Origin of the sequence: Pseudomonas sp. R1-1 (genome assembly GCF_051132135.1) — a bacterium.
GTDB lineage: Bacteria > Pseudomonadota > Gammaproteobacteria > Pseudomonadales > Pseudomonadaceae > Aquipseudomonas.
This window is the reverse complement of sequence record NZ_CP071663.1, coordinates 1,427,247-1,439,770: the sequence shown is the minus strand read 5'-3', so window position 1 is coordinate 1,439,770 and position 12,524 is coordinate 1,427,247. Positions and strand designations below refer to the sequence as shown.

General features: G+C 57.4%; 9 protein-coding genes. 2 read left to right on the top strand and 7 right to left on the bottom strand.

Features of this window, described 5'->3' with window-relative positions; translation table 11 throughout:
- Positions 1–32 precede the first annotated feature (32 nt).
- The 4 genes from J3P75_RS06625 to J3P75_RS06610 form a co-directional block, all read right to left on the bottom strand.
- Positions 33–3,056, bottom strand: a complete 3,024-nt coding sequence (locus J3P75_RS06625) for a hypothetical protein (RefSeq protein ID WP_434709707.1) — start codon at positions 3,054–3,056, stop codon at positions 33–35.
- 358 nt (positions 3,057–3,414) lie between these two features.
- On the bottom strand, positions 3,415–3,771 hold the full coding sequence (locus tag J3P75_RS06620) for a PilZ domain-containing protein (RefSeq protein ID WP_434709706.1): 357 nt from the start codon (positions 3,769–3,771) through the stop codon (positions 3,415–3,417).
- Positions 3,772–4,001: 230 nt separating this feature from the next.
- Positions 4,002–4,388: a tetratricopeptide repeat protein gene (locus J3P75_RS06615; protein WP_208939991.1), complete on the bottom strand. Its 387-nt coding sequence runs from the start codon at positions 4,386–4,388 to the stop codon at positions 4,002–4,004.
- Between the two features lie 84 nt (positions 4,389–4,472).
- Positions 4,473–4,808 (bottom strand): hypothetical protein, encoded by a 336-nt coding sequence (locus J3P75_RS06610; RefSeq protein WP_434709705.1) that lies wholly within the window; start codon positions 4,806–4,808, stop codon positions 4,473–4,475.
- A 234-nt stretch (positions 4,809–5,042) separates the two neighbouring features.
- On the opposite strand from J3P75_RS06610, the gene pyk reads away from it, so the two are divergent.
- Both pyk and J3P75_RS06600 read left to right on the top strand, forming a co-directional pair.
- Positions 5,043–6,494, top strand: coding sequence for a pyruvate kinase (gene pyk, locus J3P75_RS06605; RefSeq protein WP_203419272.1), 1,452 nt, complete (start codon positions 5,043–5,045; stop codon positions 6,492–6,494).
- Between the two features lie 177 nt (positions 6,495–6,671).
- Complete coding sequence (locus tag J3P75_RS06600) at positions 6,672–9,311, top strand: hypothetical protein (RefSeq protein WP_434709704.1); 2,640 nt, start codon at positions 6,672–6,674, stop codon at positions 9,309–9,311.
- Between the two features lie 247 nt (positions 9,312–9,558).
- Here J3P75_RS06600 and J3P75_RS06595 read toward each other — a convergent pair whose 3' ends face one another.
- From J3P75_RS06595 to J3P75_RS06585, 3 genes are read right to left on the bottom strand one after another with little or no spacing between them, the layout of a single operon-like run.
- On the bottom strand, positions 9,559–10,302 hold the full coding sequence (locus J3P75_RS06595) for an enoyl-CoA hydratase-related protein (RefSeq protein WP_434709703.1): 744 nt from the start codon (positions 10,300–10,302) through the stop codon (positions 9,559–9,561).
- A gap of 27 nt (positions 10,303–10,329) precedes the next feature.
- A complete protein-coding gene (locus J3P75_RS06590) occupies positions 10,330–11,265 on the bottom strand; it encodes an iron-sulfur-binding ferredoxin reductase (RefSeq protein WP_434709702.1) in 936 nt (311 codons plus the stop codon).
- The gene (locus J3P75_RS06585) at positions 11,258–12,364 is read right to left on the bottom strand and encodes a diguanylate cyclase domain-containing protein (protein ID WP_434709701.1); all 1,107 of its coding nucleotides are present in this window, start codon (positions 12,362–12,364) and stop codon (positions 11,258–11,260) included. Before J3P75_RS06585 ends, J3P75_RS06590 begins: the two co-directional genes overlap by 8 nt.
- Positions 12,365–12,524 lie beyond the last annotated feature (160 nt).

Below are 12,524 nucleotides of genomic sequence, written 5' to 3'. Positions count from 1 at the left end.
AATGACAGGTTTTATGACCGCTCATCGGCAATTTACAACCGGGTTTTATCCGTCGGCACTGATTCGATTTCAAACCGCTCACTGACGACCCAGTCAGAACCCAGCGGATCGCTATCGCTGGGTTGCAGCTTGAAACGGCACCAGTTGCCACCCAGCGGTAGCACGTGCTCAGACAGACCTTGCCAGTCAGGGTCGGCCTGAATCGACGCTACCCATATCTTGTCCGGGTTGAACGGGTCGACCAGAACACCGACACCTTGACGGCCCTTGCCGGCAAACAGCACCCGGTTGCTGACCCAGCGTCCCGGCGCTGGTAAATCAATGGTGGGCAGATAAGTAGCGAGCTGAACCGTGCGTTTCGCGCTATCGGATTCAAACCCTTCGTAAGCCGCCACAACTTCCAGTTCATGGTTGCCTTCGTCTTGCCCAGGCTCCAGCGTTACCGACCACGTCCGGTTTTCCCGCACCTCGACGCTTGCGTGGTCGCTACCCAGCGTCACGGTCACGGTGTCGCCGCGCGTTGCGAAACCCGACACCACGACCCGTCGGCCGATATGGTCATCGGCAGTCGGGGTTTCGATAAACGGAGCGGCCGGCACGACCTTGTAACGCAAACGCTCATTGGGCTGAGAACGCTGCGCAATGCCATTGATAACGAAGGTCTGAAAGGCCCAGATAGTTGTGTTGCCCACCGGCAAACTCACTTCGGCTTCCCAGTTGCCTGACGCGTTGACCTCAATATCCGTCAGCAATGGCTCAGTAGCGCCTTCCAGCCAGACTTCCACCAGCGCGCCAGGTCGGCCAGTGCCAGCAATCTTCGAGATGCGCGGCGCTTTCCCGCCAGGGATCGGCGTCGTGAATCGAGGCGGCGGCACCACCACCTTGAGTTCGTGCACAGCGCTGTTGGTCGACTCTTGCCCGTTGAGTATCTGTTGCGCGTGGAGGAAATAATGCCTCAGCTCCAGATCACGTAGTTCGATCGACCATTTGCCCTCCTCAAGCAATTCGAGCGGAGCACCCAGCGTTCCTCCCATCTGGCTGTCATGCAGTTGCATCACCGCGCCCTGCATGCCGTTTTCACCTTCAATGGTGACGTCATACCCCACTTCTGAGCCGGATCCTGGCGCGACGATCAGCGGTTGCAACATGACTCTGTGGACAGTGAAGGTTTTCGATGCCGACACGGAAGGGAGATCGACAACGATCTGGGTAACGCTGACGCGGTGAAGGACTCCCGGTTCAAATGCTTCGGTTCGCTGAAATGTCCAGCGTTCACCCTCCACATCCGCTTCGTACTCCATGTCGTCGTCACTGAACCGGAGCTTTACCACCGATCCAGGCCAACAAGTGCCACTGAAAATCGGCTCCAGCCCCTCCTCGGCAGGATCATCCAGGCCTGGCGCCAGCGGTGGAATCGTGACGTACAGGATGAAAGGACGTTGTGAAGCATGGTTCCCCAAATGCTGTGTAATGTGCACTTCCCGCTTGTTGGTTGGCCCCCACTTGACCAATGCAGGCGTCGACCATTGGCCGTTCACGACCACTACACTTCGTGCAGCCTCGGTTGTATCGGGAAACCTGAGCGAGACGCTGGCGCCTGTGTAACCTTTGCCGCTGAAGACGGGTAGATACTCCTCGATGTAGCTCGCCTCGGTGATATCCGGCATGTCGTTGTGGACTTTGAACTCAAAAGGCTGCGATTCGATCCAGCCACTGGCGTTGTCGGCGATCTTTTGAATCACCTTCACATCGTAGCTGCCTAGAGGCCAGACAACGGGGCCCGTTTCCCACCGGCCTTGCCCATCAACGCGGATGTTGGGAGGCAAAGGTAAGGAGCTGTCGCTGGCAGAGAACTGGATCTCGGTCGGGAGGTTTTGATCGAAATGGCCAGTACCGGAGAACTTCAAGCTTGTATTCGGGAGTAAAGTGACCTCAGGTTTTTCCAGTTGTGGAGGGCGGATCCGGAAAGAGCGGGGGGCACTGCGAGGTGAAGGAACATTGTTTAGAGTTTGTATCGCTACGAGTGAAGCGGGCCCAGGCTGGACAGTTACCCGCACTTCCCAGATACCAGCCGAAACCTTCGCCTCCCCCACTTTCTCTGTTACCAGATCCATATAAACAGCCAGGGTGGCATCCTGGATGGCCAAATCACCTGAAAGGTCAAACGATTGAGACTGTAGCGTACCTGGCGCCGGATCCAAAATAACGAGCGGAAGGTTAACTGTGAGATTGACAGGGTTAGAAGGCATTTTCATATCTTCGAACGACTGTTCCGCAATCAGTAAGAAACTTCCCGATGAGAGCGCTCTGGTCAGCTTTATTTCCCAGTGACCGTCAAACCCTACAATTCCTGAACCATAGCTATCCAGAGGATATCCTTGCCGGTAGAGTTTGATCCACGCGTCGACGTTACCAGTGCCGGAAACAATCGGTTTTGCCTCACCGATCACTGCACCGCTTACTGGAGATATTATTCGCGGCTCTTCGATTACCGTTAAATTCCACTCCCTGGATTTGGAAGTTTGACCACCAAAAGTTTGTGTCGCATGGAAGCTTTGTCTGCCGGGAGGAAGTTCTTCCACTACGGCAGACCAGGTCCCGTCAAGGTTCGACGCGCCTTTGAAAGACTTGCCGCCTGCCGTCACTTCGATTACGGGATTATCCCAGGCTCCGGTGCCAGTGATAGTAAATGATGAAGAAACAATACTATCTTGAGGCGGCGAGATAATTTCCAAAGGCTTGATGACGCGGAACTGCCCTGAGAAGCCCCAGTCCGATCCCACCATGCCCCCCACGTAACGCGTATGTATTTCCAGACGGTCACTATGTTTTATTTCAGGGATTATGACGTCGTACCATGGTTCGTTCGAGTTTGAGCCCGGATCCATCTCGTACCAATGGTTGCCATTAAGCTTGAAGTGGACTTCACGCCTTGTCAGGTTATTCGGAATTGTGTTGACTCGAATCGTCAGGGGGAACTGTTGAAGAGTTCCGCTAACATTGGGAGAAAAGGTAGGCGCTGCCCAGCCAAGGGGAATTTCTAAATCATCCGTCACTGTTCTTTCTCCCGCATTAACGAATTAAAAACCGAGTCCAGAATCAGCGTTCCTGCAAATACATGTCACCTGTCAAACCTGACAGTCCCGACCAACGGTAACCTTGGTCAACAAGGCACGAGGTGGCCGAAAAAACAAAACGCAGCATCTGGAGATGGCGATTGATCTGTGAGGTGGGGTGGGAATGTGGCTAGCCGAAAAGGCTGGATAACGAACGGGAGAATGACCCAGCCTGAGCGTTGCAACTCTTTATTCCAGTAGGGACGCTCACGCGGGCAAGCCCGCTCCCACAAGATCTGCTAAAGACCACAAATCAAAGGTAGGAGAGACCTGCCCACAAAGTTTTTAGCGGGTTGAATCAGGCGGAGGCCGGCAACGGCTGAAAACTGAAATAACGCTGCAACGCCTGCACCAGTTGACCGAACTCCAGCGGGGCGCGTTGCAGGACGAAGCCGGCGTCGTAGTGCAGCGGTGTGGCGTCTTCGTGACACCACACGCAACACGCGGTGAAGTCGATGACCTGCTGGCAGCCATCGCTGGCGGGGATTTTCAGGCGTAGCTGGAAGTCCACGCCCACCATCATCGGCAATTGACTGATGAGCATCAGCCCGTCTTCGGAGAGGTTGCCGAGAAAACCGATGGGCTTGTCGGTGACGCTATTGAACACTCTTAGGAAATACGGCAACTGATGCCGTTCGATCCGTTCGGTAAACATGCGCAGTTCGCCATGCAAGGCTCCATCACGGAGCCGCACCTTTGCTTCGGAACGTGCCCGTATTCGGGCCGCTCTCCCCGCTTCCGGTGTGCCGGTCGCCAAGTCGCCGTCACCTTACCGCTGACCAGTCGCAGGTGTTGCCCCGGATATTTGCGGGTGGGCTGGATCCGGGTTATTTGACTATAGCTGAGCTTGTACACACGGCCAGATTTTGTACCGTATCGTGGTCGTCAGAAACGCGTCGGGCGAACTACGGCTGCCGCGCTGCGGGTTGGGTAATGGCCCAGGCTCTGCAAGGTTTCCAGGCGCGCGCGAGCGCGGTAGGCGTATTCGCTGTTGGGGTACGAGGCGATGATGAACTGGTAGGTCTGCACCGCGTCGATGTAGAGCTTTTGCCGCTCCAGACACTGGCCGCGCATCATCGATACTTCCGGCCACACGTACGGGCGGGCACGGCTGGCGCGTTCGACCTTGGACAGCTCAAGCATGACCTGCTCGCAATTGCCTCGCTCATAGGCGCTGTAGGCATTGTTCAAATGATGGTTCATCGACCAACGGGTGCAGCCCGTGACGGCGAGGACGCTTAGGGCAAGGGCGGCAATGGGCAACAATCGCATGGGGGTTCTCCTGTCTTGTGCTCTGTATCGACCCCATGCGGTAAAACTTCAATACCGCCTTGCGCGCTGAAGTGAATCGAGTCGTCAGGATTCAACGGCATCGTTGTGCGGCGCAGACAGCTCGGACGCGAGATGGATGGTGACGACGGGTGAACGTGGCGAGACTTCGCCGTCGGGTGCAACCTCGACAACGTAGAATCCGAACTGCCGCAGGTCAATCGAACTCAACCAGTTCTCACCAGGGCCAACAGCTTGACTGAAAAGCGGATTCAAAGAATCCTTGCTGCTGTAAGCGCGCACGGTACTGCCAGGAGTAGCGGTCCCCTTCACGGCAAACCATGCACCTGGTTTATCCCCATTCTGCGGTGAAGTAATCACAGGTGGCTCGAGTGCTTCAGATGCGTCTTTTTTTGCGGTCATGTCGTCATGCCTCTTCGCCTCGCCAACCATAGGCGAGATGCGATTTTTATACCGACAGGAAAACCGGGTGACACCTGTAAGAAATACCAGTTCCGATGAAAGGTGTATTGCCTGGAACGTCAAATTGAAAAACGCTGCGTTCAATAAAGAAAACGTTAAGTAGTGCAAACGAACAATGACTACACCCTTCGAGCATAGTAGCCTTCGCTGGCGCTTGAACTCAGGAGTCTTTGCATGTCCGTCCGTCGTACCAAAATCGTCGCTACCCTTGGCCCGGCCAGTAACTCGCCGGAAGTTCTCGAACAGCTGATTCTGGCTGGTCTGGACGTCGCCCGTCTGAACTTCTCCCACGGCACCCCCGACGAGCACAAGGCTCGCGCGAAGCTGGTGCGTGACCTGGCTGCCAAGCACGGCCGCTTTGTCGCCCTGCTCGGTGACCTGCAAGGCCCGAAAATCCGTATCGCCAAATTCGCCAACAAGAAGATCGAGCTGAAGATCGGCGACAAGTTCACCTTCTCCACCAGCCATCCGTTGACCGAAGGCAACCAGCAAGTGGTCGGCATCGACTACCCGGATCTGGTCAAGGACTGCGGCGTGGGTGACGAGCTGCTGCTCGACGACGGCCGCGTGGTAATGCGCGTTGACACCCAGACTGACGATGCCTTGCATTGCACCGTGACCATCGGCGGCCCGCTGTCGGACCACAAAGGCATCAACCGTCGCGGTGGCGGCCTGACTGCCCCGGCCCTGACTGAAAAAGACAAGGCCGACATCAAGCTCGCCGCAGAAATGGAAGTCGACTACCTCGCCGTGTCCTTCCCCCGTGACGCTGCCGACATGGAATATGCTCGTCAACTGCGCGACGAAGCCGGCGGCACTGCCTGGCTGGTGGCGAAGATCGAACGCGCCGAAGCCGTGGCCGACGACGAAACCCTCGACGGCCTGATCAAGGCCTCCGACGCGGTGATGGTTGCCCGTGGTGACCTCGGTGTGGAAATCGGCGATGCCGAGCTGGTGGGCATTCAGAAGAAGATCATTCTGCACGCACGCCGCCACAACAAGGCAGTGATCGTCGCGACCCAGATGATGGAGTCGATGATCCAGAACCCGATGCCGACCCGCGCCGAAGTGTCCGACGTGGCCAACGCCGTGCTCGACTACACCGACGCCGTGATGCTCTCGGCTGAATCCGCCGCTGGCCAGTACCCGCTGGAAGCCGTGCAGGCGATGGCGCGGATCTGCGTCGGCGCTGAAAAGCACCCGACCGGCAAGACCTCCAGCCACCGCATCGGCAAGGAATTCACCCGCTGCGACGAAAGCATCGCGCTGGCAACCATGTACACCGCCAACCACTTCCCGGGCGTCAAGGCGATCATCGCCCTGACCGAAAGTGGCTTCACCCCGCTGATCATGTCGCGTATCCGCTCCTCGGTGCCGATCTACGCCTTTACCCCGCACCGCGAAGCCCAGGCTCGCGCAGCGATGTTCCGCGGCGTCTACACCATCCCGTTCGATCCAGCCTCGCTGGAACCGCACGAAGTCAGCCAGAAAGCCATCGACGAACTGACCAAGCGCGGCGTCGTGGAAAAAGGCGACTGGGTCATCCTGACCAAGGGCGACAGCTACCACACCACCGGCGGCACCAACGGCATGAAGATTCTGCATGTCGGTGATCCTCAGGTCTGAGTGACCAGCAGCTGAAACGCAAAAGCCCCGCCATGTGAATGGCGGGGCTTTTTTTGTTCTGAAACATGGCGCCTTACGCCAGTCAGCCATAGAAGTCCTCTGTCAGAGTTGTCAGTAGACGCCCGTCAAGGAGTGGTCACTAATTGACTGATTCCAGCAACAATCGCAGGACAGGTCATGATCACTCAACAGCAATCTACGCTGCAGCTCACTGCACTCGATCCCTCCTTCAATGGAAAAGGCATCTGGCATCCACAGGGTATTAACCCGCAACCAGATTTTTTCCTTGGTGTGACGGCGCAAAAAGTATCGGAGGGAGGCCATTTGTATTTCACCGGCCAGGCGCACGGTGGAGTTGAAGGCAATGTTTATGTCTTAGGGCGACTGAAATCAGACGGAACACTCGATCTTGATTTCGCTAAAGCTGCAAACGGCATCGCACATGGCAACTTCGCCCCCGGTAGTGCATCGACCGGTTGTTCCATCAACTTGCTTGATGATGGAAAAATTCTTCTGTTCGGGCTGGCCGGCGGCCGTGCTACTCCAGCGCTCGGTCGATTTAACTCCGACGGTACACTCGATGGAAGTTACGGTCCTGACAAAAACGGCTATGTCATCCTCAAACGCCCCGCCTCACAGAACGTGCTATCGGCCAGCAAACCCTCCGACGGGGAATATGTCACCCCGGGTGTCGTGGCCTTGAGTAACGGGAAAACCCTCGTTATCCACACGTATGTCGTCACTCATCTGGCTGATACCTCCGCGTTCGTTTTCCTTTTGAATCGTGACGGCACGCTCGATACCGCGTTCAATCAGACAGGTTACCTGCAAGTGATTGCACCGGGTGAAGGTCCTGAAAAAGTGAGACTTAACAACGGCTTTATCGACGAAAAAGGTTATATCGTTGTCTGCGGAACATTGAATTCGGAAAACACGCCAAGAGGAGTTTTTTTTGCCCGCTACACGCCTCAAGGTGAGCCAGACACCACTTTTAATGAAACAGGCTCTCGCGTCTTTGATTCCGCTGGCCTCGTGGATGCCACAATCAATTCGTTGATCAGCCAGACCAACAACCGATTGTTGGCTATTGGCGAAACCTCTGATGGGCGAGGTCTTTTGATCAGTCTGGAACCGGACGGCAAAGACAACATTCAGTTCAATAAGGGCGAGCCTTCGACCATTCAATTGGACAACTGCCTCACCCGCTGGACCTGCGCTGCAATGCAGCCCGACGGCAGAATCGTGCTTGCAGGCACGGTAACATCGCCCGACTCGCCCTCCTCTACTCGACAATCGTTCGCTGTATTAGCGCGTCTGCTGAGTGACGGCAAAGAAGACCTTGAATTCAATGCCGACAGTTTCTGGACCAAAGCTCGTCCCTCGACGCATCTAACAGGCGTTGCGTTGCAAGAGGATGGAAAAATTGTCGTCGCCGGTTTCGAATTCAGCACGGAGCCGGATCTGGCCGTCGTCATGCGATTTTACGGAAGCCTTATGGACAAGACTGCACACGAGGGTGAAAACACTTTTCCCAAGCGTCTGACTAAAGCGGCGCCACTGGATCCTTCGTTTGGAGCACCCGTAGGGATCGTGATGCTGACAACTCCTGTTCCTGGATTTATTACCCCTATCAGCTTAGCGCTCGATCAGCACCGTAACATTTATGTCACCGGTCATTTGCATGTAGCCTCAGAACACCTCGCCTACTACTGTTTGCGGCTTACTCCAGCCGGCACGGTAGATACGTCGTTCAATTCCAGTGGCGTCTTGATTGGAGACTTCGTGCCAAAAATGGCAGACCGTTCGTACTCGCTTTTCACGGCCATGTTTGAACTGGACAGCGGTAAATTGCTGTTATGCGGCGTCCATTTGGATGGTCAAGGCAATCTCAAGAAAGGTTTAATGCGGTTGTATCCGGATGGGCGAGTTGATACCACTTACGGCATAGGTGGCACCAAACTCATAGAACTGGGAACAATTTCCTGGAAGACAGCTCCCCGTCCCGACACCACTCACGCAAACTTCACCACATCAGCCAAGGGCAGCAGTCATGTGCTGGCTGGTGGCAAAATTCTTCTGCTTACGGGACTCGAATCTGGCACGAAACAAACCCAATCGGTGGTCATGTGCCTGATGCCCGACGGCGAACCGGATCTCGGTTTCGACGGTAAAGGCTGGAAGATAATCAAGCACCCGGATTTTCCATACACGGAGATCAAGCACGCTCTGACTGATGCTGACGGTAATTACATCCTCGGTGGCTCCTGCTCCGAAAACGCCAGACATCGAACCCATGCACTGTTCCTCAAACTTTTGCCATCAGGGGCTTTGGATACCTCATTTGGCGAGGCAGGTTATGTGGTCATCAAGGGGGGCGAAGGCATTGAAAGATTTTACGTTCGTCGCCTCGTCGCTCAAACCAATAATCGTATTCTTGGCATTGGTCACGCTAATTCCACAAAAACGCTCGGATTGCTGATCAGCCTGGAAAAGGATGGAAAATTCAATATTCAGTTCAATAGTGGCGCCCCGCTGTTAACCGATCTTGATGGGGCCTACACAAGTTGGTGTAACGCTATCATTCAGCGGGACGGCAAAATTCTGGTTTCCGGCCTGTCCATTCAGAACCGTTGCGCTGTCGCGCGATTCGATGATGCAGGAACGCTGGATGTCAGCTATGGCGATGGCGGCTGGCTCTGGTTCGACGCACCAAGGCAAGCACACCCGTTGCAATTATTTGCAGATGGCAAATTGCTTTTTCTCGCGAGGTACAACAACGAAGCTTTGCCTTGTATCGCCCGTGGCTTGATCGATTGACTTGACGCCAAATCAATCCTCCCGCCTTGCCAACCATGATTTGCATTGATTATTGAGGTCGGTGATCCGCAGGTCTGAGTGATCGGCAGTTGAAAAACGAAAGCCCCGCCATGTGAATGGCGGGGCTTTTTGTTTACTGGTCTGGAAGATGTGTCGATTGATCCGGCCTCTTCGCGAGCAGGCTCGCACCACCTTTGTAATGCGTTCCCCTGTGGGAGCGAGCCTGCTCGCGAAGGCGTCGTAATATTCAGCGAAAAAATCCGCTCAAAGCCGCCAACGCTTCCGGCGACCGCAGCCGCTGAGTAAACAACGCGCCCTCCTCCTCGATCACCTTGCGTAACAATTGACGATCCGGCGCTCGCATCAATTGCTTGCTGACACGCACCGCCTCAGTTGGCAGTTCATCGAAGCGCAGCGCCACTTCCCGGGCCTTGCTCAACGCCGCGTCGCCACTGTCCAGCGCCTCGGTGGCAATGCCCCAGGCTGCCGCTTGTTCCCCGCTGAAGCCTTCGCCGAGCAACAACAGCTCGGCTGCTCTGGCCTGCCCGAGCAACCGCGGCAGAATCAGGCTGGAGCCGAATTCCGGGCACAGCCCCAGATTGACAAACGGCATGCGCAAGCGTGCATCGCGGCTGACATAGACCAGATCGCAATGCAGCAGCATGGTCGTGCCGATACCCACTGCGGCACCAGCCACGGCGGCGATCACAGGTTTGCGGCATTCGAGCAGATTGAGCATGAAGTGGAACACCGGGCTGTCGAGGTCGCTCGGCGGTTGCTGGATGAAGTCGGCAATGTCGTTGCCGGCGGTGAAGCATTCGGCGCTGCCGCTGATCAGCACGGCATTGATGTCGGGGTCGCTGTCGGCCTGTTGCAATGCCTCGGCGAGGCGGCTGTACATGGCGCGGGTCAGGGCGTTTTTCTTGTCCGGGCGATTGAGTCGCAGGCTCAGCAAACCGCGTTCGCGTTGCAGCAGGATGGCTTCGGTCATGGCGTGTCTCGCGTCTGAAATCAGCGCTCAACCACGGCTCAGGAATACGTCGGCCAGCAGTTGGTTGCGCGGCAGTCCAGCCAGGTACAGGCGCCGGGCGAAGGCGTCGACACTGGCGGTCGAGCCGCAGACTAAGGCCAGGGTTTGCCGGGAAACAAGGCGCAGTTGCGCCAAAGCGGCGGCCGACTCGGCCGCCGTCCATAACTCGACACTGAGGTTTTCCCGCTGCGCCGCCAGTGCCGCCAGGGGTTTGGCCAGATAGTGTTCGCGCTCGTCATGGGCCAGGTGAATGACGCGGATGGCGCCTTGGTGATCCTGGCGCAAGGCTTCACGCAGCACGCCGAACAGCGGCCCCAGACCGGTGCCCGCGGCCAGCAGCCACAACGGTCGGTCGTGCCAGTCCGGGTCGTAGTGCAAGGCGCCGCCGCGCAGTTCGCCGAGGCGTAGCGGGTCGCCGATCTGCAAGCGTCGCGCCGCGTCGCTGAACTCACCGGGCTGACGGCAATCGAGGTGGAATTCAAGAAAGCGGTCTTCCTGCGGCAGGCTCGCCAGCGAATACGGACGCGCAATCTGCCCGAGCCACAGCACCAGATGTTGCCCGGCGCTGTAGCGCAGTGGCTGTTGTGCGGTCAGGCGCAGCCGCAGGACGTTGTCGCTGAGCCAGTCCAGAGCCTCGACCACGGCCGGGCGACCGTCGGTAATCGGGTCGAAAGAGTGTATCTGCAGATCCTCGATCACCTGACACTGGCAGGCCAGGCGCCAGCCGTCCTGACGCTGCTCAACGCTCAAGGCGTCCGGGCGATTATCGGCGGGCAGGCCTTGCACGCACTGCACCAGACACGCATGGCAACTGCCGGCGCGACAACTGTAAGGCACGGCGACGCCGTTCTGATTGAGCGCATCGAGCAGATTGCTACCCGCCGCCACCGACCAGTGCCGCTCACCGACACGCAGTTCAGGCATCGACGTTCTCCCACGCTGCCGCGCAGCGATTGCGCCCGTCGCGCTTGGCCCGGTACAGCGCCTGATCGGCGCGCTGCAAGGCGTCGTCCAGATCATCACCCAGCCCCAGCAGGGTCATGCCAGCCGACAAACTGAGGTTGCGCACATTCAAGCCCACCAGTTCCACATCGGTAAAGGCGATACGCAGGCGCTCGCAGCACGCGGTCAGCCGTTCGGCGTCGCAATCGGGCAGCAGCACGACGAATTCCTCGCCACCATAACGCGCCAGCACATCGCCGTCGCGCAGGCATGCCTGGGCGACCCCGGCGAAGGCTTGCAATACCTGATCACCCGCCGCATGACCGTGCAGGTCGTTGATGCGTTTGAAATGGTCGAGGTCGATCAACGCCAGGCCGTGCACGACATCGCTGTCCATTGCATTAAGTTCGCGCGAGGCCAGGCGTAGAAAGTGCCGGCGGTTGAACAGCCCGGTCAGCTCATCGGTGGCGACCAGATCCTCAAGCTGACGCATCATCCCGCGCAAGGTGTCCTGATGCGCCTGCAAGGCAAACCGGCGCTGGCGCTGGCGTTGCCGCGAAACCTGGACGAAGCGCGCATACAGCACCAGCCACGCCAGCACCAGCGCCAGTACGCACACCTGCAACGCCGCGAGCGCCGGCTCACGCAGGCGCAACTGGTAACCGTCCCACAGGGTGATCGCACTGAAACTGAAGAACACCAGCAAGGCACAACGGACGAACGCTCGCCGACTGAGGTGGAACAGCCCGAACAACAGGATCATCACGTAAAACACCAGAAAGACGCCGCGCGCTTCGTCCAGATGGGCGATCAGCCAGGTCTGCCAGCCGAGCCCGAGCAGCACTTGCGCTTCGGTCAGACTGGGGTCGGTGAAACGCAGGTTGCGCCCGCTCCAGAACAACGCAAACAGCACCGCCTGGCTGATGACCACCAACGCGCTGCCGATGCTCACGGCGCTAAGGGATTGCTCGTAATGACCAGTAAAAAACGCCAGCCACAGCAGCAGCAAAGCCAATCCGTAGGTGGCGGCAGCGAGGGCGAAGCGTTTGAGCAAAAGACGTTGAATGGCGTTATGGGTCAATCGTTGACTCACCGTGCGATAAGAAGCTGACCGAGTGTCCTACTCTACAGACCGGTTGCCACTTTAGAGGCCCGGTCGCTAAATGACCACCGATTTTCGGGCCGGGAAAATGGCGTCAAAAGTGTGTCCCGCTGACACCGCCAAAAGCCCCTCACCCTAG